Below are 22,133 nucleotides of genomic sequence, written 5' to 3' on the forward strand. Positions count from 1 at the left end.
CCGCGTGGGCTTCCCGACCAAAGGTGATCATGTTCAATACGACTGACGACGCACTCGCCTGGGTTCAGCAGCGCGGCTGCGGGGATCTCGCCGACAAGATGGGGCTGGAGTTCACCGAGTTCACCATTGACCGGGCTGTGGCACGGATGCCCGTGGCGGGCAACACGCAGCCGGCCATGCTCATGCACGGCGGCGCCTACGTCGTGCTCGGTGAGTCGCTCGGCTCGATGGCCGCGAACCTGCATGCCGGACCGGGAAAACTCGCCGTCGGTATCGAAATCAACGCCTCGCACAATCGCTCGGCAACGTCCGGCTACGTCACGGGGGTGTGCACCCCGATTCATCTTGGCCGCACGCTCACCACCCACGAGATCGTCGTCACCGATGATGCCGGCCGGCGCTGCTCGACGATTCGCATCACGAACATCATCAAAGACCTGCCGCCGTCAGCCTAGATCTTGGCCCGGGTCTGGCTCAACCAGGCTGATGAACGCACTGAGTTCGGCGAGGCCAGCGGGCGTCACCGGCAGGTGCGCCGTCAGCGACGGTGAATAGACCAGGTACGCGGCCCATTTGGCCCGCGAAATAGCGACGTTTAGCCGGTTCTTCAAAATGAGGAAGGCCAGGCCGCGCGGCACGTCGTCGGCCGAACTGGCCGCGAGCGTGACGATCGCGACGGCCGCCTCCTGACCCTGAAACTTATCGACCGTGCCCACCCTCACGTTGAAGTAGCCGGCAGCGGCCAGTGCCGCGTGCACCAGGGCCAACTGGGCGTTGTAGGGCGTCACGACGATCACGTCGGCTTCGCCCAATGGATCCTCGCTGCGGCACTCGGTCGGGTCGGTCCAGAGCCGGCCGAGGACATTACGAACGAGGGCCACGACGGCATCTCCCTCTTCGACTGATGAAATGGCATTGCCGGTGTGCTCGACCGGAACGGCGTGCAACCCGGGCGTGACACCAGCGAGGAACCTGGTCGAAGTGATCGGATTGGCACGCAGGAGTCCGCCGTAGGAGAGTCGGGAGACCGGAGCTGCCACCGCCGGATGCATGCGGCGACTCTCGGCGAGAAAATATCCTCGCGTCGCTGCGAGCACGTCGTGGCCGGCCGCGACCCAGCCGAGCGCTGACTGGTCGATCGGCTCGGGGTGCGTGCCCTGACTCACCTGCGGCAGTTGCTGCGGGTCGCCCAGCAACAACAGGTTCTTTGCGCCGACGCTCGCCGCAATGGTCGAGGCGAGCGAAAACTGGCCGGCCTCGTCGACGACGAGCAGGTCAAGGCTGTGCCGAGGCACACGAGCAGGATTACTGAAGTCCCAGGCAGTGCCGCCGACGACGAATCCGGAGTTGGCGTGGTCGAGTGCAAAGAGCAGCTGGCCGTCTTTGGGCAGCACCGTGTACCCGGCTTGCGCCGGGTCAGCCCCCGTTTTGGCCGCCTTTCCGACGAGGGCAGGATCGAGCCCGGCCGTGACGATAGCGCCGAGCAGATTCTCCACGACGGCGTGGGATTGGGCGACGACACCAATCTTCCAGCCGTACTGCTGCACGAGCGCCGTGATCACGTGGGCGCCGAGGTAGGTTTTGCCGGTGCCGGGTGGCCCCTGGATCGCAAGGTACGACCCGTCGAGGTCACGAAGACTTGCCAAGACCGCGTCTATGGTCTCTCCATCGACCGCGACGGCCGCCAGGCCTCCTGTACGGGTGCGCGGCGGGGTGCGACGCAAAATGTCGACCATCGGGTCGCGCGGCCAGGTTGGCTGGGCGTCAACGATCGCCCGAGCCCACTCATCGATGGCGGGTTTCTGTTGGAGCGGTCGAGGCGGGGCGGCCGGTGTGAGTGCGCTCGGTCGGTGGTCGTAGCGGGCGACATCTTTGAGCAGGGTCTCTTCGACCAGGATTCCGCCGTCGTCGGCGACCTCGAGCACTTTTACGGCGCGGTGGGTGCGAGCCCCCGCCGAGGTGTCGGGGTTGGCGAAAGGCCCGGGGTAGTCGTAGAGCAGGTAGGGCCCGGCCTGGTCACCCGGTTTGATGCTGCTGCCCGGTGCCAGACGCCCCCGAAGCCACAGGTGGCGACGATCGACGCGCTGCTGGCCCTCGCGAAACCAGTCACGGTCGACGTCAACGCGGTCGACCACAAGTACGTCGCGGGTGTCTTGCCATTCGTCGATGGGGTATTCGAGCCTAGAATAGTGTCCCCACCAGAAACTTTTCTGTTCCCGGCGGTGGTAGTCGATCGCGGCGGCAGCGAAGGCCGCCGCGGTCTGGTCAGCGCTGCGCGACGTGTGGCCAGCCGTCGCCGCGATGGCGAGCAGCGCGTCGCGCACCGGCGACGGCTCGAGCGTGTCTGCATCCTGGTCGGCCTGGGTGCCGGCCGAGCGGATGCCCGCCCCGCGCGCGAGCGCGAGCAGCCAGTCGCGCAGGCGCAACGTTGACACGCAGTCGTAACGGTTGTAGTCGGCGATGGAATCCAGCATGCGCTGCGCTTCGGCCTTGTCGCCGTGCGCGTGCAGGTCTCGAGCGCCGGCGTATTCGGTAATCGAATCCGCCGCGTTAGTGACCTCACCGCCGCGCAGTTCGGCGCCCATGTAGAGCGGTTCGAGCTTCTTGATCGAGTATGAGCGGGACCCGACACGCATGGTCTTGCGCACGAGCGGGTACAGGTCGACCAGCACGTTCTCGCGCAGCAACTGGTCGATCTGGTCTTCGCCGACGCCGTGCCGGGCTGCGAGGCTGAGCAGGTGGGTGCGCTCATAGGCGGCGTAATGATAGACGTGCATACCCGGAAACTCGGTGCGACGCTTGTCGACGTAGGCCAGGAAGTCAACGAGAGCCTGCTTCTCGTCACGCCAAGAGTGCGCCCAGAAAGCGCGAAAGCATTCATCGACGTCGACCAGGCCGAACAGGTAGTCCAGTCCCCACTGCGTGGTCGCACCCTCGGTGCCACTGTCTTCTGTGTAGAGCGGGTCACCTTCAAAGTCGAAGAAGATGTCCCCGGGGTTAGGCTCGGGCAGCGCGGCCAGTGCACCGGGATTGAACACATCGACTGGCGGGGCCGTACCCGCCACCGCCTGGAGCTGCAGCCGCGCCTGTTGGCGCAGGGCGGCGAGCGTGACATCGGCCATGCCGTCAATACCACCGTTGGATACTGCCAGCTCCTCAACGGTGCAGATGCCACCGGACACCAGGCGCGCGCGCTGCGTCAGCCGCATTCCGGCTACGAGGAACAGGTCGCGGTGTCTGTGCACCTCTACCTCACAGGTGGCACAGCGTCCACACACGGTGTAGCGCGGGTCTCCCCACCTGACGAAAGCAGTATCGCCGAGCCGTTCCGTGATGATCTGCACGAGACGCTGTTTGCGCTTGCGGTACACCGGGCGAATGTCTGCCAGCTGGTGCACGCTGACGGAGCCATCGCCGAGCAACAGCTCGACGGTCTCAGCCGACTCGACCCCAATGCGTTCAAGTTGTTCGGCGTAAGCGGCCAGCTGCAACAGGGCGGTAACCCGGGCGTGCCGGGCAAGTTTTGTGTCTTGCACCAGCCAGGTTTCATCACTTCGCCGCACGATGAAGTCGGCGAATCCGAGGAAGGCGATGGGGCCATCTCTGTTCGGTGGGCCAAAATCGGGATCGAAGAAGGTTGCCTGAAAAATCACGTCGGCGTGCCCGGCGAACGCCAGCCGCGTGTTGTCGGCTGCTGCTTCGAGGTCGGGCCGCGATATGCGCTCTGGCCGGGCAATCTCCACGACCGAATAGTTTTGCCGGTAGCGTTCGAGCACCCGATGTTCGTGCTCATCGCCAAGCCGGGACGTGCGTTCGAGCATGGCATCAACCGGTTCCGGCACGCTGTCAATGCGGCCCAGTTTCGCGTCGATACGGCGCAGGAACGCAAACTCGCAAACGGATGCCGCACTCAGGTCACTCGCACTGGTTACCACGCTGTCACCCAGTCGGAACATGCGCCCGCCCTTCGTCTATTCCGAGACTAACGGGCACCACCGACACGCGGTCCATAAGGAGCCGCGCCGGTGCAGACCGCTGGATCGCAAAAGGGCCCGGCAGAATTTGCCGGGCCGTTCTCTGCGCAAACTGCGATTACTTCTTGGCGCTGAGCTGTTCGATGATCGCCTGAGACACGTCGTGCATGGTGAGGCGACGGTCCATCGACGCTTTTTGGATCCAGCGGAAGGCCTCCGGCTCAGTCAGGCCCATCTTCTCGTTGAGCAGGCCCTTAGCCCGATCGACGAGCTTTCGGGTTTCGAACCGCTCGACCAGGTCGGCAACCTCGGCTTCGAGGGTGATGATCTGGCTGTAGCGCGAGAGGGCGATCTCGATTGCAGGTAACAGGTCGTTGGGGGTGAAGGGCTTGACGACATACGCCAGAGCGCCGGCTTCGGTGGCGCGCTCGACCAGTTCCTTCTGGCTGAACGCTGTGAGCAGCACAACGGGTGCAATGTGCTCTTTGGAGAGGCGTTCGGCTGCGCTGATGCCGTCGAGCTGGGGCATCTTGACGTCCATGATGACCAGGTCGGGGCGGAGTTCCCGTGCCAAGGCGACCGCAGTTTCTCCGTCACCGGCTTCGCCGACGACTTCAAAGCCGTTGTCGCGCAGAATCTCGACGATGTCGAGGCGGATGAGGGATTCATCCTCAGCGACGACAACGCGGCGCGGAGGGGTGGGGGTGCTGTCTTGGTCGGTCACGGGTAAAAGCCTACGGTATTCTGAACTAGTAGTTGTAAGCCGGTGTGGCGGAATGGCAGACGCGGAGCACTCAAAATGCTTTGTTCGCAAGGACGTGTGGGTTCGAGTCCCACCACCGGTACAAATTTTCATCTGTTAAATCCCTGGTCAAACAAGTTTTTAACTTTTTTACAGCGACTTCATCAACAGCCGTGACACAAATTCATGGTGAACGAGTCGTCGATATCGACCAAAGCCCCGCTCCGTAGAAATCACGGAGCGGGGCTTTGGTATCAAGCGTTAATTCTTGACGTACGCCGGCGCGACCTCGTTGTGGGCGTCGCCCACGCGGTGCACGCGAATGTCGTTCGTCGAACCGACGATTCCGGGAGGGGAACCGGAGATGACGACGACCTTGTCACCGATTTGCGCGAGCCCCTGGCCAATGAGGATGTCGTCCACCTGGCCGAACATGGCGTCGGTGTGGGTCACCGGGTCCACCAGGTAGGTCTGGATGCCCCAGGTGAGGGCGAGGCGACGACGGATGCCCGCCTCCGGGGTGAAGGCCAGCATCGGAATTTTTGACCGCAGACGCGACATACGGCGGGCAGAGTCGCCGGACTCGGTGAAGATACAGAGAAACTTCGCGTCGACGAATTCGGCGACCTCGATGGCGGCCAGTGTGATGGCACCGCCCTGCGTGCGCGGCTTGTTGGTCAGCTTGCCGATGCGCTCGAGTCCGTGCACCTCGGTGGACTCCACAATGCGGGCCATCGTCTGCACCGTGACAACAGGGTATTCTCCGACGCTGGTCTCACCACTGAGCATGACGGCATCCGCACCGTCGAGCACGGCGTTGGCGACGTCACTGGTCTCGGCCCGGGTGGGTACCGGGCTGAGGATCATGGATTCGAGCATCTGCGTGGCCACGATGACCGGCTTCGCCATGCGACGAGCGATCTCAACAGCCTGCTTTTGCACGATCGGCACGGCCTCGAGCGGCAGCTCGACGCCGAGGTCGCCGCGAGCTACCATGATCGCGTCGAAGGCGTCAACGATCTCTTCGAGGTTGTCGACCGCCTGCGGCTTCTCGATCTTGGCGATCACCGGAACCCGGCGACCTTCTTCGGCCATGATCTCGTGCACGCGCACGATGTCGTCGGCGCTGCGTACAAAGGACAGCGCGATCAGGTCAGCCCCGAGGCGGAGGCCCCAGCGCAGGTCGGCTTCGTCCTTCTCCGACAGGGCGGGAACGTTGACGGCCACGCCGGGCAGGTTGATGCCTTTGTTGTTGGAGACCGGGCCGGCGACGATCACCCTGGTCGTGACGACGACGCCATCCGTTTCGACGACCTGCACCTTGACCTTGCCATCGTCGATAAGCAGAAAATCGCCGGGGTGCACATCGTGCGGCAGTCCCTTGAACGTGGTGCCGGATAGTTCTTTGGTACCCAGTACGTCTTCGGTGGTGATCTTGAAAATATCGCCGACGGCGAGGTCATACGGGCCGCCCTCGAATTTGCCCAGGCGAATTTTCGGACCCTGCAGGTCAACCATGACGGCGACGGCACGGCCGGAATCGTTGGCGGCCTTGCGCACATTGGCGTAAACGCTCTCGTGCACCTGATAGTTGCCGTGGCTCAGGTTCATGCGACACACGTCGACACCCGCGTCGATGAGGGCCCTGATCTGCTCGTAACTGGCAGCTGCCGGCCCAAGGGTGGCGACGATTTTTGCGCGTCTCATTCTGGTGAATCTCCGATTTCCGCGCTATTCAGGCGCATTTCGACGTGGTGCAGGAAGGCTGGTGGATTAGAGGGCGAACGAGCGGTCCGTGGGCTTGACGGGAGACGGCAGTTGCGTCTGTCCTTCCAGAAACGCATCGACCGAAGCGGCGGCGGCGCGTCCCTCGGCAATGGCCCAGACAATCAGCGACTGGCCACGACCGGCGTCGCCGGCGACGAAGACACCCTCCTGGCTGGTCTGGTAGTTTTCGTCCCGCTCAACGTTGCCGCGCCCATCGAAGGGAACCTTCAGCTGGTGGCCAAGGTCGTCTTGTTCCGGACCGGTGAAGCCCATCGCAAGCAACACCAGGTCTGCCGGAATCTCCCGCTCCGAACCGGCCTTGGGAACGCGGCGTCCGTCAAGGTACTCGGTCTCGGCGATACGAATGGCTCGCACCTCGCCGAAGTCGTTGGTGAGAAATTCGACCGTTGACGCGAGGTACTGGCGGGTGCCGCCCTCTTCGTGCGCGCTGGAAACCTCGAACAGGGTCGGCGATATCGGCCAGGGCTGGCTTTCCGGGCGGGTCGTGCCCGGCTGCTTGCCGATCGCCAGGTTGGTGACGGATGCTGCCAGCTGGCGATGCGCGGTGCCGATGCAGTCGGCACCGGTGTCACCACCGCCGAGTACAACGACGTGCTTGCCCTCTGCGGTGATCAACGCTTCGATGCTTCCGCCGGCGCCGATCTTGTTCTGCTGAACCAGGTACTCCATGGCGAAGTGCACTCCGGGCAGATCGCGCCCCGGAATCGGCAGGTCGCGCGGCACCATCGCGCCGGTCGCCACCACAACAGCGTCGTAGCGCGCACGCAGGTCGTCCCACGTGATATCCACGCCGATGTTGACGTTGGCACGAAAGCGCGTGCCTTCGGCCGTCATCTGGGCGAGGCGTAGTTCGAGGTGCTTCTTCTCCATTTTGAAGTCGGGAATGCCGTAGCGTAGCAGCCCGCCAATGCGATCGTCGCGTTCGAACACGGCGACGGTGTGGCCAGCGCGGGTAAGTTGCTGGGCGGCAGCCAGCCCGGCCGGTCCGGAGCCGACGACCGCGACGGTCTTACCGGTCAGGCGTCCGGGTGGCTGCGGCTGCACCCAGCCCTTCGCGAAGGCCTGGTCGATAATCGACACCTCGACCTGCTTAATCGTGACGGCGGGCTGGTTGATGCCAAGCACGCACGATGATTCACACGGGGCAGGGCAGAGCCGACCGGTGAATTCGGGAAAGTTGTTCGTCGCGTGCAGGCGTTCGATGGCCGCTCGACCTTCGTCGCGCCAGACCAGATCGTTCCACTCGGGAATAAGGTTGCCGAGCGGGCAGCCCTGGTGGCAGAACGGTACGCCACAGTCCATGCAGCGGCCGGCCTGCCGTTTGAGCACGGCACTGTCACCCTGCTCGTAGACCTCTTTCCAGTCCATCAAGCGGATGGCCACCGGCCGGCGAGCCGGAAGCTCACGTTCCGTGGTCTTCAGGAATCCCTTCGGATCAGCCATTGGTTACCTCCAGAATTCGATTCCAGACAACGAGTCCGTCGGGATCGAGTCCCTCATCGACGGCCGTTTGTCGGGTCTCCAGTACGGCCGCGTAGTCGCGCGGCAATACCTTGACAAATGTATTCATGGTTTCTTCCAGGTTGTCGAGCATTCGCTTGGCCAGCGCAGAGTCGGTCTGGTCCCGGTGTTGTTCGAGCAGGTCGCGCACGATCTCACGGTCGACACTTTCGAGCACCAGCAGGCGCAACTCCCCCGAGGTCAGTGCGTCACGATTGACCCGTTCGGCGGTGAGCCCGTAGACGTAGGCCGTTCCGCCGCTCATTCCGGCTCCGAGATTGCGCCCGGTCTCACCGAGGATGACGGCCAGGCCGCCGGTCATGTACTCCAGGGCATGGTCGCCCACGCCTTCCACGACGGCGATCGCACCGGAGTTGCGCACCAGGAATCGTTCGCCGACAATGCCGCGAATGAACAGGCTGCCCTGGGTCGCCCCGTAACCGATGACGTTCCCGGCGATGACGTTGTCTTCGGCCGGAAATTGGCTGGTTCGATCGGGGCGAACGATGATCTGCCCGCCCGACAGCCCCTTACCGACGTAATCGTTGGAATCGCCTTCCAGCCGCAGGGTGATGCCGCTCGGCAGGAACGCTCCGAATGACTGCCCGGCAGACCCGGTGAGGGTGACCTCGATCGAGCCCGCCGGCAGGCCGTTTTCGCCATGCCGCAGGGTGACCTGGTTGCCGAGCATGGTTCCGACGGCGCGCTCGGTGTTGCGGATCGGCAGGTCGATGCTGATCGTGCCGCCGTGCTCGAGCACGCTCTGGCTGCGACGAATCAGCTCGTTGTCGAAGTGCTTCTCCAGTTCATGCTCCTGGGCGCGGGCCCACTTGCGCGGTTCGCTTTCGGAAAAGTCCGGACCGCTGAGAATGGGTGAGAGGTCGAGTCCCTGTGCCTTCCAGTGAGTCAAAGCGCGGTTCACGTTGAGCACTTCACGATGGCCGATGGCTTCGTCAAGACTGCGGAATCCGAGCTCGGCCAGGTACTCGCGTACCTCCTGCGCGATGAACTCGAAGAAGTTCACCACGTGGTCGGCCTGACCGGCGAAGCGTTTGCGCAACTCCGGGTTCTGGGTAGCAACGCCGACCGGGCAGGTGTCGAGATGACAGACGCGCATCATGATGCAGCCAGAGACGACGAGCGGCGCGGTGGCGAAACCAAATTCCTCGGCGCCGAGCAGGGCACCGACGAGCACGTCACGCCCGGTCTTCAGCTGGCCGTCAACCTGCACGACCACCCGGTCGCGCATGCCGTTCAGCATGAGCGTCTGCTGGGTCTCCGCAAGACCGAGTTCCCACGGCGTACCTGCATGCTTGAGCGAGTTGACCGGGCTCGCACCCGTTCCGCCGTCGTGGCCGCTGATCAGAATCACGTCGGAGAGGGCCTTGGCGACACCGGCCGCGACGGCCCCGATCCCCGACTGGCTGACCAGTTTGGTGTGGATGCGGGCCTTCGGGTTGGCCCGTTTCAGGTCGAAGATGAGCTGCTTGAGGTCTTCGATCGAGTAGATGTCGTGGTGCGGTGGCGGTGAGATGAGACCGACGCCGGCAGTGGCGTGCCTGGTGCGGGCGATCCACGGGTATACCTTGGTGGGCGGCAGCTGGCCGCCTTCGCCGGGCTTGGCACCCTGGGCAAGTTTGATCTGGATGTCCTCGGCGTGGGTCAGGTACATGCTCGTGACACCGAATCGACCGGACGCAACCTGCTTCACCGCGCTGCGCCGGGTCGGGTCGAGCAGACGGTCGATGTCTTCGCCGCCCTCGCCGGTGTTGGACTTACCGCCGAGGCGGTTCATGGCAATCGCGAGGGTCTCGTGCGCTTCCTGGGAAATGGAGCCGTAGCTCATCGCGCCGGTGGAGAACCGTTTGACGATCTGGGAGACCGATTCGACCTCGTCGAGGGGCACCGGACGACGCTGGCCAGGGCTCAGCGTGAACATGCCCCGCAGGGTCATCAGGGATTCGGCTTGATCGTCGACCATTTTCGTATATTCGCGGAAGATGTCGTAGCGCCGGGTACGGGTGGCGTGCTGCAGACGGAAGATGGTCTCCGGGTTGAACAGGTGTGGGGCACCATCGCGGCGCCACTGGTATTCGCCGCCGGTCGCGAGGCGCTCGTGGGCGGTCACGGCGGCGTCCATCGGATAGGCGGATGCGTGCCGCGCCAGGTTTTCGACACCGATCACGTCGATGCCGACGCCGCCGAGCTTGCTCGTGGTGCCGGTGAAGTACTGATCCACGAACGACTGGGCGAGGCCGACGGCTTCGAAGGCCTGGGCACCGGCGTAGGACGACACGGTGGAGATACCCATCTTGGACATGATTTTGAGCACGCCCTTGCCGAGGGCCTTGATGACGTTGCGCACCGCCTTCTCGGGCGTGACGTTGGTGATGATGCCGCTGCGCACAAGGTCTTCGCAGGTCTCCATGGCCAGGTACGGGTTGACGGCGGAAGCGCCGTACCCAATGAGCAGCGCCACATGGTGCACTTCGCGTACGTCGCCGGCCTCGACCACGATTCCGACCTTCATGCGGTTTTCGGTGCGAATGAGGTGGTGATGCACGGCCGCGATCATGAGCAGCGAAGGGATGGGTGCGAGATCCTTGTTGGAATCGCGGTCACTCAGCACGATGAACAGCGCGCCGGCCTCTATAGCGTGGTCGACCTCGACGCAGATGGCGGCAAGGCGCTTCGAGAGCGCGTCTGGCCCTTCTTCGACGCGGTAGAGACCACGAATGGTCGTTGTGGTGCGGCTGCCGATGGCGGGGTCGATGTGCTGGATCTTCGCCAGTTCGTCGTTATCGATGACCGGGAAGTCCAAAATTACCTGGCGGGCGTGCTCCGGACCGGCGGACAGCAGGTTGCGCTCCGGCCCGAGAGCGAGCTTGAGACTCGTCACGACTTCTTCGCGAATCGAGTCGAGCGGGGGGTTGGTGACCTGTGCGAACTGCTGGGTGAAGTAGTCGAACATGAGGCGCGGACGGTCGCTGAGCACGGCGATGGGGGTGTCGCTACCCATGGCGCCCAGCGGTTCGGCTCCGGTTCTGGCCATCGGGGCGAGCAGAATGCGCACCTCTTCTTCGGTGTAGCCGAAGGTGCGCTGACGACGCACTACCGAGGCCGGCGGGTGCACGATGTGCTCTCGCTCCGGAAGATCCTTGAGGTTGATGCGCCCCTTCTCGAGCCAGTCTCCCCAGGGTTCGCTCGCGGACAGTTCTGCCTTGATCTCCCGGTCGTCGATGATGCGGCCGGCCTTGGTGTCGACCAGGAACATCTGGCCGGGACGCAGGCGGCCCTTGCGCACGACCCGGGCCGGATCGATGCCGAGTACGCCGATCTCGCTCGCGAGCACGACGAGCCCGTCGTCGGTGACGAGGTAGCGTCCGGGGCGCAAGCCGTTGCGGTCGAGCGTTGCCCCCACGAGGGAACCGTCGGTGAAAACGATCGCGGCGGGGCCGTCCCACGGTTCCATGAGCATGGAGTGGTATTCGTAGAAGTCGCGACGTTCGTCGTCGAGGTCGGTCTGGTTTTCCCACGCCTCCGGCACCATCATCATGATGGCGTGCGGCAGTGATCGTCCCGACAGGCTGAGCAGTTCGACAACCTCATCGAAGGAGGCCGAGTCGCTCGCACCCGGGGTGACGATCGGCAGCAGCGGTGCGACGTCACCGAGCAGCTCGGACTCGAGCTGGGACTGGCGCGCGCGCATCCAGTTGCGGTTGCCCTGCACCGTGTTGATCTCGCCGTTGTGAGCGATCATGCGGAACGGCTGCGCGAGCGGCCAGGAAGGAAATGTGTTCGTTGAGTAGCGCGAGTGCACTAAGGCCAGCGTCGAGGCGAAGCGTTCGTCGGACAGGTCCGGGTAGAACGGTTCGAGTTGCAGGGTCGTGACCATGCCCTTATAGACGAGTGTGCGGCAGGACAGCGACACGAAGTAAATCTCGAGTTCGCGTTCGGCACGCTTGCGCAGTCGATAGGTCTGACGATCGAGTGCGATGTCGGCAAACGGCTCGCCCGACTCGGTGGTGCGGGTGCTCTGCACAAACAGCTGCTGGATCGCCGGCATGTTCGCGCGGGCCTGGATGCCGAGGTCTTCAGGGTGCACCGGGACCTCGCGCCACCCGATGATGGTGAGGCTTTCTTCGTCGGCGATGAGACTGATGGCACGTTTGATGGCGGTGCGAGCGGTTGGGTCGGTCGGCAGAAAGACGTTTCCGACGGCGTACTGCCCGACCGGGGGAAGAGCGAACTCTGTGACGGCGCGCAGAAAAGCATCCGGTATTTGGGTGATGATACCGGCGCCGTCACCGGTACCGGCATCGGAGCCAACCGCACCACGGTGTTCCAGGTTGCGTAGGGCATCGAGGGCCTGGGTGATGATGTCGTGTCCGGCGGTGCCCCGCAAGGTCGCCACCATGGCCAGGCCGCACGCGTCGCGCTCGGCCGCCGGGTCGTACAAACCGGATGCTTCGGGCATGTTGCTGAAGCGGGAGTAGAGAGGTTTCTGCGCCATTGAGACCGTCCTCACGAGATGACTGGCAGGAAGGGACGACGCTGGCCCGAAGGAGAAGTGCGAAAAACTGTAACCGTCGCCCTGTTCGGGTCAAGCCCATCAGCGGGCGACGCTATGTGTGTGTCAGCTGGATGCAGCGACGTGACTCTACAGACGCGAAGCGCTCGTGCTTGTGGCGGGAGCCTCGGGTGATTCGGTGCGTTCATCGGCATCATCGCTCTGATTCGCGGAGCTTTGATCAAGATCATCCGAATCACTGTCCTCCGATTCTACCCCAGCGTCCGACCCGATCCATTCCCGACCGGGAACATACGGACTCGGCTCCAGCCCCGGGTGGCGCTGACGCTGCACGAGAATGATGACCAGACCGAGCGCGATGGCGGCCAGAGCAGCCCAGACGTTGGTGCGGATGCCGAAGTAGATCTCGCTCGGGTCGATGCGAATCGACTCAAAAAAGCTGCGCCCGAATCCGTACCAGATGAGGTACGCACCCAGGGTCTGACCGAACCGCAGACGGAATTTACGTTCGAGGTAGAGGATGACCGCCACACCGAGCAGGTTCCAGATGATTTCGTAGAGAAAAGTCGGGTGGAACAGCGTGCCGGACGGCAGCCCGACCGGAAAGGCAACATTGCTCGATTCGATTTCGAGGCCCCAGGGCAGGGTCGTCGGCAGGCCGAACAGTTCGTGGTTGAACCAGTTGCCGAGCCGACCGGTGGCCTGCGCGACCAGCAGCGCGGGCGCGACGGCGTCGGCGAACGTCCAAAAGCGGATGCCCGCCAGTCGGCAGCCGATATAGGCGCCGACGGCGCCACCGATCAGCGAACCGAAGATAGCATTGCCGCCCTCCCAGATGTACAGGGTGCGCAAGAGGTCAGCGCCCTCAAAGAAGTAGTCGCCCGGGTGGGTGAGCACGTGGTACATTCGCGCCCCGACAATGCCGAGGGGCACCGCCCAGAGGATGATGTCGAGTACAACTCCCGGCTCCGCGCCACGCTTGGTCAGGCGACGGGAGGTGATGATGGTCGCCAGGATGATACCGGCCAGGATGCACAGCGCGTAGGCGTGGATGCGGAACGTGGCGAGATCGAAAAAGTGGAGGTCGAAGAAACTCCACTCCGGACTCGGGATGCTCGCGCTCAGAAGACTCAAAGACACCTAGGTACTACCTTTCATCGTGACTCACGTCACTTGGGGCGAATCGATCGATCGCCTCGAACAATTAAGTGTAAAGCGCGTCTAGGAGGCGAGACGAATATCGCGCGCACCGGCGGCGAGTTCACCAGCCAGGCGGGCTACGGCGGGTACTCCCCCATCGGTCAGCGCTTTCACGAGCGCGGAACCAACGATGGCGCCGTCGGCGTAACCGAGGATTTCGCGCACCTGCTCGGGCGTGGAGATGCCCAGGCCGACGCACGCGCTCGTGCAGCCGACCGCGCGCAAGCGCTCCACGAGGATGCGGGCGGCCGCGTCCACACCGGCGCGAGCGCCGGTCGTTCCCATCGTCGAGACGGTGTACACGAATCCGCGGCTCGCCTCGATCGCCTGCACCAAGCGGGCGTCCGACGACGACGGTGCAGCCAGGAAGACCCGGTCGAGGTCGGCGCGAACGCTCGCCGCCATCCAGTCGTCGGCTTCGTCGGGAATGAGGTCGGGCGTGATCAGTCCGGCACCGCCAGCGGCGCGCAGGTCGTCGGCGAATCGTTCGACGCCGTACTGCACGACCGGGTTCCAATAGGTCATGACCAGCACGGGGGCATCGACCTGTGCGGTGATGGCCCTGATCGCCTCGAACCCGTGGCGCAGCTTGAACCCGTTGGCCAGGGCCTGCTGGGTGGCCGCCTGAATGACAGGACCGTCCATCACCGGGTCGGAGTACGGCAGGCCGAGTTCGATAATGTCGACGCCGTTGGCGACGAGCGCCACCGCAGCGTCGATGCTGTCGTTCAGCGTGGGGAAACCGACCGGAAGGTAGCCGATGAGGGCTCCCCCACCCTCGGAGCGCCGGCGGGCGATGGCCTGTTCGACCGTGCTCACAGCGTCGCTGGTGATGGGAGTCGTCATGACTGTTCCGCGCCTTCGTCGAGCAGATCGAAGTACCGACCGGCTGTTTCCATGTCTTTATCACCGCGACCGCTGAGGTTGACCAGGATGGTCGCCTCCGGGCCGAGTGCGCGACCCAGCGCGAGGGTACCGGCGAGGGCATGGGACGACTCGATCGCCGGAATGATGCCCTCGGTGCGGCTCAGCAGCCGCAGGGCGCTCATCGCCTCGTCGTCGGTGATGGGCATGTAGGTCGCCCGGCCGATGCTGGCAAGCCAGGCATGTTCCGGCCCGACACCTGGATAGTCAAGCCCCGCAGAGATGGAATGGGATTCGACGGTCTGCCCGTCTTCGTCCTGCAGCAGCATGCTCCGGGCACCGTGGAGTACTCCGGGACGGCCTTTGGTGATGGTGGCGGCGTGGCGTGGCGTGTCAACGCCGTCACCGGCCGCCTCATAGCCAAATAGTGCGACGGTCGGATCGTCGAGGAACGCGTGAAAAATACCCATGGCATTCGAGCCGCCACCAACACAGGCGGTGACGGCATCCGGCAGGCTGCCGGTCAGATCAAGAACCTGCTGACGGGCTTCCTCTCCGATGATTTTTTGAAAGTCGCGCACCATGGCGGGGAACGGATGCGGTCCGGCTACGGTTCCAAAGATGTAATTGGTGGTCTCGACGTTGGTGACCCAGTCGCGCATGGCATCGTTGATGGCGTCCTTGAGCGTGCGCGAGCCGGTCTTAACCGGAACGACCTCGGCACCGAGCAGACGCATCCGTGCGACGTTGAGGGCCTGACGTTCCGTGTCGACTTCGCCCATATAGACAACGCACTCTAACCCGAACAGAGCGGCGACGGTGGCCGTGGCCACCCCGTGCTGGCCGGCCCCGGTTTCGGCGATCACGCGGGTCTTACCGATGCGTTTGGTGAGCAGTGCCTGTCCGAGGGCGTTATTGATCTTGTGGGAACCGGTGTGATTGAGATCTTCACGCTTGAGGATGATGCGGGCGCCGCCGGCGTACTCGGCGAATCGCGGCACCTCCGTGATGATGGAGGGGCGACCGGTGTAGTCGACGTGCAACTTCATCAAGGCCGCAGCAAAGGCTGGATCGTTCTTGGCGAGTTCGTATTCCGCCGTGAGTTCATCGAGCGCCGCCACGAGCGACTCGGGCACGAACCTGCCGCCGAAGTCACCGAAATAGGGGCCGGGCTGTGTACGTAGAGACATTTAAACCGCCAAAAACTCAGAGAGGGTTCGGATAGGATCGCTCGTGACGAGCGCTTCGCCCACGAGAACGACATCGGCGCCAGCGCCGCGGTAGTGCGCCACGTCGGCGGCCGTCTTGACAGCGGATTCGGCGACTCGGATAACACCGGACGGGATTTTGTCGGCGAGAGTGCCGAAGAGGTTCTGGTCAAGTTCAAAAGTAGACAGGTTGCGCGCGTTGACGCCGACCAGGCTCGCGCCGATGTCGAGTGCGCGGCTGACTTCGTCGCCACTGTGCGTTTCGACCAACGCAGTCATTCCGAGCTCGCGAATGAGATCGTGCAGCGAGAGCAAAGTGGCTTGATCGAGCGCGGCCACGATGAGCAGCACAAGGTCGGCGCCGGCCGCGCGGGCTTCGAACACCTGATACGGCGTGCCGATGAAGTCCTTACGCAGGATAGGAATGTTTACCGCTGCCCGCACCTGCTCGAGGTCGGTCAGTGAGCCCTGAAAACGGCGACCCTCGGTGAGTACGCTGATAGCGCTCGCCCCACCCGTCTCATAGGACACTGCCAGGCCTGCCGGGTCCGTGATGGACGCCAGGGTGCCACGGCTCGGACTGGCCCGCTTGATTTCTGCGAGAATCTTGACCCGCACAGTGGGGGCCAAGGCGGCCAATGCATCGAGAGCGGGCGCGTGGGCGCGCGCCGCAGCCTCCACTCTTGCGAGCGGACGAGTGAGAAGGCGCTGATCGGCGTCAGAGAGCGCACCAGCGAGAAGTTCTTGGAGCACCAGGTCTCAGCGCCGCCGGTTAGTGCTCGGCCGACGTGGCGCTAACGCCGTAGCCGACTTTGCCGAGTACGTAGCCGACGATGAGCCCGGCTATAAGCAACCCGAAGGAAGCCCAGACGAGCCAGGCGAGACTAAAGAAGAATGCTGTGGTGCCGATGGTAAAGGCAGCCAGCATGATGATGACCGCGATCCAGGCCGCCGGGGAGTGGCCGTGTCCGGGATCTGACAGATCGATGCTCATGGTTCTCCTCGTAAATACGTAAACACTGTATGCGTTGACAAGCAGGTCAAGTCTAGCGGAGCGACAGCGCGCCCTCAGCGAGCGGTCGGGTCTTCGCCGCGACTGAGGTCGTCCCAGTCGCCAACGGAGTCAGCCGGCGCAGGCTCGGTCGACGCATCGCTGGTCACCGCCGGCGGAGGCTCGGTCGACGCATCGCTGGTCACCGCGGAAGCTGGCAGGGAACCGTCGGGGTCGGCAACCGGCTCAAACCGCACGGCCTGGTATTTGCGAGTCGGCCCGGGCCAGCGTGCGCTCGTCACGATGACGGCAACACCGGTCGCCGCCATAATGACAGCGGCGCCCATTGCGACGAACGGCCACGGGGTAACCACCGTGCCGAGAACGCTCAACTGAATGGATTCGTGTCCGGCAATTCCGGTCGCAGCAGTGACCGCAGCGGCACTGGCCTGAGACGGGTCCTCGACCGCGAGGTATGCGGCCAGAAAGACCGAGAACCCGAGGAGAACCTCAAGCGCGCCGAGCACGACCCTGATGAGGCGACCGGCGATGGTGAGGGCAGCGGAGAGGGCGAACCCGGAAAGGGCCAGCGCCGTCAGTGCCGGTGCGGCGATGGCTCCGTCGATCTCGAGCACCTGGCTGCCAGCGTCGGGCAGTGCCACTTCGGCGTGCACCCAGACCTGCGTCCACGCCAGCATTGCCAGGGCACTCGCGCCCAGAATGGTGAGAATGAGTACGAGTTTGAGGCGACGCGCGGGCATCCGTTCGTTCATTAGAACACTCGCCGCATCGCGTTGGCGATGGCGACGGCGCGCAAGGGGGCTGCCGCTTTGTTCTCTGACTCCTGGTACTCGGAGGCCGGGTCGGAATCGGTGACGACGCCGCCGCCGGCCTGTACCCGGGCGATGCCGTCCTTGATGGTGGCGGTACGGATGGCGATGGCAAGGTCGGCGTCGCCGGCGAAGCCGAAGTAGCCCACCACTCCCCCGTACACGCCACGCTGAGCCGGTTCGAGAGCGTCGATGATCTCGAGCGCCCGCGGTTTCGGAGCGCCCGACAGGGTGCCGGCCGGAAAAGTGGCACGGAAAACATCGATCGCGGTCTTGCCGGCGACCAGGTTGCCCTCGACCGAGGACACCAGGTGCATGATGTGGCTGAACCGTTCAATGCGCATGAATTCGGTCACTTCGACCGATCCAGCCGTGCAGACTTTCAGCAGGTCGTTGCGGGCGAGGTCGACGAGCATGAGGTGCTCGGCACGTTCCTTGGGGTCTTCGGCCAGCTCGATCGCGTAGTCGGCGTCGGCATCCGGCGTTGTGCCGCGTGGTTTCGAGCCGGCGATCGGGTGGGTGAAGACGCGTTGGTCTTGTACCTTGACGAGCGCTTCGGGCGAGGACCCGACGATCCAGTACGGGTCTCCCTCCGCCGTTTCGAGACTGAGCAGGTACATGTATGGGCTCGGGTTGAGGCTGCGCAGCACGCGGTAGACGTCGATGGGGTGTGCGGTGCAGACCTGGTCGAAGCGCTGGGAGATGACGACCTGAAACACGTCGCCGTCGACGATGTGCTGTTTGCCAACATTGACGGCGGCAAGAAAATCGTCTCGCGTGGTGCGGTTGCTCGGCGCGCTCGGTGCCTGCAGGTCAACCTCAGCCAGCCAGGCTTCTCCGGGCGCGGCAAGTCGGGTTTGCAGTGAATTCAGGCGTGCCGTCGCGTCAGCCCAGAGCTGCTCGGGGGTGTCGGCGCCGTCGTTGAGCACGTTGGCGATGAGTTGCACGGTTCCGTACTTGTGGTCGAGAACGACGAGGTCGGCGACGAAGCTAAACGACTGGCCTGGCACCTCGTAGTCGGCCGGCGGCTGGTGCGGCAGGCGTTCGATCTGGCGAATCGCCTCCCAGCCGATGAAGCCGACCAGTCCTCCCGTGAGCGGGGGGTGCTCGGGCAGCCGCGGCGTCTGCCAGCGTTCGAACAGGTAGGCCAGAGCGTCGAGGGGTCCGAGTTCGGCTGCGGAGCCGAGCGCACGCTCGGTGGAGAGGCCGTAGTCGATCCACCGGGTGTCGTCGCCCTGTTGGGTGAGCACACCGAACGAGGAGACACCGATAAAGGAGAACCGGGACCAGATTCCGCCCTGTTCGGCGGACTCCAGCAGAAAGCTGCCCGGCAGTCCGTCGGCCAGTTTTCGATAGATGCCAACGGGGGTCTCACCGTCTGCGAACAGTTCACGGATCACCGGAATGACCCGGTGCTCCCCGGTTAACGCATCAAACTGGTCGCGCGTCGTCGAACCGGCCGTACGGGAACCGGTTGCGACGGGGGTACTATCGGTCATGCCATCGGCCTGTCCATGGTGATTGCGCCCAGGTCGCGCCCGTCAAAGCACGTGTGCGTGCCAGTGTGACAGGCGGCTCCGACCTGGTCGACCTGCACGAGCAGGGTGTCACTATCGCAGTCGAAGGCGGCGGACTGCACGTACTGGGCGTGGCCGGAAGTGTCGCCCTTCCGCCAAAATTCCTGCCGGCTGCGCGACCAGAAGGTCACGCGTCCCGAGGTGAGGGTGCGGCGGAGCGCTTCCCGGTTCATCCACCCGAGCATGAGCACCTCACGGGTGTCCCACTGCTGGATTACGGCGGGAAGCAGCCCGTCGTCACTAAATACAGCGGCGTCCAGCTGATCGGTAAGTTCCTTGGTCATCAGCGCACCAGCATTCCGGCGTCGGCGAGCTCACGCTTGACGTCGCCTATGGTCAATAGTTCATTGTGAAAAACGGATGCCGCGAGAACGGCATCCGCACCGGCTCGAATCGCCGGCGGAAAGTGCTCCAGGCGCCCAGCGCCACCGGAGGCGATCACCGGAACCCGACTGTTGGTTCGCATGAGCGCGATAAGGTCGGTATCGAATCCGGCCTTCGTGCCGTCGGCATCGATCGAGTTGACCAGGAGTTCCCCGGCACCCAGCTCGATCGCCTGCCGGGCCCAGGCCACGGCATCCAGGTCGGTCTCGGTACGGCCACCGTGCGTGGTGACGACGAAACCGCTCTCCGTGCGTTCGGATCGTTTGACGTCAAGGCTCAACACGAGCACCTGGGCGCCAAACCGGTCGGCGATTTCAGCGATAAGAGCCGGGCGGGCAATGGCCGCGCTGTTGACGCTGACCTTGTCGGCGCCGCTCGCCTGCAGCCGGGAGACGTCTTCGACGGTGCGGATGCCGCCGCCGACCGTCAGCGGAATGAACACTTGCTCAGCGGTCGCGCGCACCACGTCATAGGTCGTCGAGCGGTTGTCCACCGTGGCGGTGACATCGAGGAAGGTGAGTTCGTCGGCACCCTGCTCGTAGTAACGTCGCGCCAGCTCGACCGGGTCGCCGGCGTCGCGCAGATTCTGAAAGTTGACGCCCTTAACGACGCGACCGTTGGCCACGTCGAGGCAGGGTATGACGCGCACACTCAAACTCATGCGAGTTCTCCTCTCGCCGGTTTACAAACGGGCGTTGTGGATGGTGGTGACCAGGATGGCCCTGGCCCCAAGGGCGTAGAGGGCATCCATCACGTTGTTCATATCGAGCCGGGCGATCATGACGCGCACGGCGGCCCACTCCGGGTCGTGAAGGGAGGAAACAGTCGGGGATTCGATGCCGGGCGCGAGCGCTGCGGCAGCATCGAGCAGGGCTACCGGGATGTCGTAGTCGAGCAGCACGTACTGGCGTGCCACGAGCACGCCCTGGAGGCGGCGCAGCAGGGTGTCGATTCCGGCCTTGTCGCTGGTGGAGCTGATCAGTACGGCGGTGGACTCGAGGATGACCGGTCCGAAGATTTCGAGGCCGGCTTTGCGCAGGGTCGTCCCGGTGGAGACGACGTCGGCGACGGCATCCGCTACCCCGAGCTGAACGGCAGATTCGACCGCGCCATCGAGTTCGACCAGGTCGACGGTCACGGAGTGCGTGGCGAGGAAGCGTTCCACCAGGCCCGGGTAGCTCGTCGCGACGCGCAGACCGTCGAGGTCTTTCAGCTCGGTGAAGCGCCCGGCCGGCCCGGCGAACCGAAAGGTCGAGTCGCCGAAGTCGAGGGCGGCGATCTCCACGGCTTTCGAGTGCGAGTCGAGCAGCAGGTCGCGGCCGGTGATGCCGACGTCGAGCGCGCCTGATCCGACGTAGGTGGCGATGTCGCGGGGGCGAAGATAGAAGAATTCGACGCCGTTTCGCGGATCGGCGGTGACGAGGTCACGTGGATCGCGCCGGCCGGTATAGCCGGCTTCAGCCAGCATCTGCGCGGCGGTTTCAGACAACGAGCCCTTGTTGGGCACGGCAATTCTCAGCATGGGGATACTCTCTTGGTTTTTTAACATACGACTATTGAGTGAATTCGAGCCAGCGTCGAACGCCGGCGTGGGTCACAAATGTCGGTAAATGTCGGCCGGAGAGAGGCCCTTGGCGATCATCATGACCTGCAGGTGGTACAGCAACTGGGAGATTTCAGCGGAGGTTTCGTCGTCGCTTTGAAACTCGGCGGCCATCCAGACTTCGGCGGCTTCCTCAACAATTTTCTTGCCGATGGCGTGCACGCCGGCGTCCAGTTCGCGTACGGTACCGGAGCCCTCTGGACGGGTGGCGGCCTTGTCGCTTAGTTCTACGAAAAGGTCATCGAATGTTTTCACAACTCTAGGTTACCCGCCCCGTGACGGTGGCTGGCCGCGCGCTCCCGCAGCAGGCCGATCTGGGCGGCGGGATTCTCGGCCCCAAACACGCTGGAACCAGCCACAAAGGTGTCGGCGCCGGCCAAAGCGGCAATTTCGATCGTCTGCTCGGTGATGCCGCCGTCGACCTGCAGCCAGACGTCGAGGCCGGTCTTTTCGACGGCAGCGCGGAGCTGCTCGAGCTTCGGCATGGTCGATTGCATGAAGCTCTGGCCGCCAAAACCCGGCTCGACTGTCATTACGAGCACCTGGTCGAATTCGGAGAGCAGTTCGAGATACGGCGCAACATCAGTGCCCGGTTTCAGGGCGATGCCAGCGCGCGCGCCGATCTGCCGCAGCCGACGGGCCAGAGCGATGGGCTCGGTCGTGGCCTCAGCGTGGAAGGTCACCGAGTAGGCGCCGGCCTCGGCATAGCCCGGCGCCCAACGCTCGGGATCCTCGATCATCAAGTGGATGTCCAGCGGCAGCGGCGACACCTGCTGCAGGCGTTCGACCATTCCCAGCCCGAAGGTGAGGTTTGGAACGAAGTGGTTGTCCATGATGTCAACGTGCACGAGGTCGGCAGAGCGGATGCGGGAAAGCTCGCTCTCAAGGTTGGCGAAATCGGCGGCGAGGATGCTCGGATTGATGCGGTTAGCCATCCACTC

Annotated in this window: 18 protein-coding genes and 1 tRNA gene; 2 read left to right on the top strand and 17 right to left on the bottom strand. The window is 64.1% G+C overall.

Annotated elements, in window-relative coordinates; genetic code table 11:
* The first annotated feature begins 29 nt into the window (after positions 1–29).
* Positions 30–455, top strand: coding sequence for a hotdog fold thioesterase (locus tag CXY70_RS12925; protein ID WP_104192758.1), 426 nt, complete (start codon positions 30–32; stop codon positions 453–455).
* Here the strand turns inward: CXY70_RS12925 and CXY70_RS12930 are convergent.
* Both CXY70_RS12930 and CXY70_RS12935 read right to left on the bottom strand, forming a co-directional pair.
* Complete coding sequence (locus tag CXY70_RS12930; RefSeq protein ID WP_104192759.1) at positions 447–3,956, bottom strand: bifunctional RecB family nuclease/DEAD/DEAH box helicase; 3,510 nt, start codon at positions 3,954–3,956, stop codon at positions 447–449. The two genes, CXY70_RS12925 and CXY70_RS12930, sit on opposite strands and share 9 nt — an antisense overlap.
* 136 nt (positions 3,957–4,092) lie before the next feature.
* Positions 4,093–4,698 carry an ANTAR domain-containing response regulator gene (locus CXY70_RS12935; protein WP_035879545.1) on the bottom strand — a complete coding sequence of 202 codons (606 nt, stop codon included), beginning with the start codon at positions 4,696–4,698 and terminating at the stop codon, positions 4,093–4,095.
* Positions 4,699–4,736: 38 nt separating this feature from the next.
* Between CXY70_RS12935 and CXY70_RS12940 the strand changes: the two genes are divergently transcribed.
* Positions 4,737–4,819, top strand: a tRNA-Leu gene (locus CXY70_RS12940).
* A 158-nt stretch (positions 4,820–4,977) separates the two neighbouring features.
* On the opposite strand, the gene pyk is transcribed toward CXY70_RS12940, so the two are convergent.
* The 15 genes from pyk to rpe form a co-directional block, all read right to left on the bottom strand.
* The gene (gene pyk / locus CXY70_RS12945; RefSeq protein ID WP_104192760.1) at positions 4,978–6,423 is read right to left on the bottom strand and encodes a pyruvate kinase; all 1,446 of its coding nucleotides are present in this window, start codon (positions 6,421–6,423) and stop codon (positions 4,978–4,980) included.
* Positions 6,424–6,489: 66 nt separating this feature from the next.
* On the bottom strand, positions 6,490–7,947 hold the full coding sequence (locus CXY70_RS12950; RefSeq protein WP_104192761.1) for a glutamate synthase subunit beta: 1,458 nt from the start codon (positions 7,945–7,947) through the stop codon (positions 6,490–6,492).
* The gene (gene gltB, locus CXY70_RS12955; RefSeq protein ID WP_104192762.1) at positions 7,940–12,517 is read right to left on the bottom strand and encodes a glutamate synthase large subunit; all 4,578 of its coding nucleotides are present in this window, start codon (positions 12,515–12,517) and stop codon (positions 7,940–7,942) included. The genes CXY70_RS12950 and gltB overlap by 8 nt, the downstream gene beginning before the upstream one ends.
* A gap of 147 nt (positions 12,518–12,664) precedes the next feature.
* The gene (lgt, locus tag CXY70_RS12960; RefSeq protein WP_104192864.1) at positions 12,665–13,669 is read right to left on the bottom strand and encodes a prolipoprotein diacylglyceryl transferase; all 1,005 of its coding nucleotides are present in this window, start codon (positions 13,667–13,669) and stop codon (positions 12,665–12,667) included.
* A gap of 87 nt (positions 13,670–13,756) precedes the next feature.
* Positions 13,757–14,581 carry a tryptophan synthase subunit alpha gene (trpA, locus tag CXY70_RS12965; RefSeq protein WP_104192763.1) on the bottom strand — a complete coding sequence of 275 codons (825 nt, stop codon included), beginning with the start codon at positions 14,579–14,581 and terminating at the stop codon, positions 13,757–13,759.
* Positions 14,578–15,789, bottom strand: a complete 1,212-nt coding sequence (gene trpB, locus CXY70_RS12970; RefSeq protein ID WP_104192764.1) for a tryptophan synthase subunit beta — start codon at positions 15,787–15,789, stop codon at positions 14,578–14,580. Before trpB ends, trpA begins: the two co-directional genes overlap by 4 nt.
* Positions 15,790–16,560, bottom strand: coding sequence for an indole-3-glycerol phosphate synthase TrpC (gene trpC / locus CXY70_RS12975; protein WP_104192765.1), 771 nt, complete (start codon positions 16,558–16,560; stop codon positions 15,790–15,792). It abuts the gene before it with no gap.
* Positions 16,561–16,579: 19 nt separating this feature from the next.
* Entirely contained in the window at positions 16,580–16,801 is a 222-nt protein-coding gene (locus tag CXY70_RS12980) for a DUF6704 family protein (protein ID WP_104192766.1), read from the bottom strand.
* 74 nt (positions 16,802–16,875) lie between these two features.
* Positions 16,876–17,559, bottom strand: a complete 684-nt coding sequence (locus CXY70_RS12985) for a Trp biosynthesis-associated membrane protein (RefSeq protein ID WP_158250981.1) — start codon at positions 17,557–17,559, stop codon at positions 16,876–16,878.
* Positions 17,560–17,570: 11 nt separating this feature from the next.
* On the bottom strand, positions 17,571–19,127 hold the full coding sequence (locus CXY70_RS12990; protein ID WP_104192768.1) for an anthranilate synthase component I: 1,557 nt from the start codon (positions 19,125–19,127) through the stop codon (positions 17,571–17,573).
* The gene (gene hisI, locus CXY70_RS12995) at positions 19,124–19,489 is read right to left on the bottom strand and encodes a phosphoribosyl-AMP cyclohydrolase (RefSeq protein WP_104192769.1); all 366 of its coding nucleotides are present in this window, start codon (positions 19,487–19,489) and stop codon (positions 19,124–19,126) included. The genes CXY70_RS12990 and hisI overlap by 4 nt, the downstream gene beginning before the upstream one ends.
* Entirely contained in the window at positions 19,489–20,250 is a 762-nt protein-coding gene (gene hisF, locus CXY70_RS13000) for an imidazole glycerol phosphate synthase subunit HisF (protein ID WP_104192770.1), read from the bottom strand. The genes hisI and hisF overlap by 1 nt, the downstream gene beginning before the upstream one ends.
* Before the next feature lie 21 nt (positions 20,251–20,271).
* Complete coding sequence (hisG, locus tag CXY70_RS13005; protein WP_104192771.1) at positions 20,272–21,111, bottom strand: ATP phosphoribosyltransferase; 840 nt, start codon at positions 21,109–21,111, stop codon at positions 20,272–20,274.
* Positions 21,112–21,183: 72 nt separating this feature from the next.
* Positions 21,184–21,447, bottom strand: coding sequence for a phosphoribosyl-ATP diphosphatase (locus tag CXY70_RS13010; protein ID WP_092340073.1), 264 nt, complete (start codon positions 21,445–21,447; stop codon positions 21,184–21,186).
* A complete protein-coding gene (gene rpe, locus CXY70_RS13015) occupies positions 21,444–22,127 on the bottom strand; it encodes a ribulose-phosphate 3-epimerase (protein WP_104192772.1) in 684 nt (227 codons plus the stop codon). Before rpe ends, CXY70_RS13010 begins: the two co-directional genes overlap by 4 nt.
* Between the last annotated feature and the right edge of the window lie 6 nt (positions 22,128–22,133).

Origin of the sequence: Cryobacterium sp. Y82 (assembly GCF_002929495.1) — a bacterium.
Lineage (GTDB): Bacteria > Actinomycetota > Actinomycetes > Actinomycetales > Microbacteriaceae > Cryobacterium > Cryobacterium serini.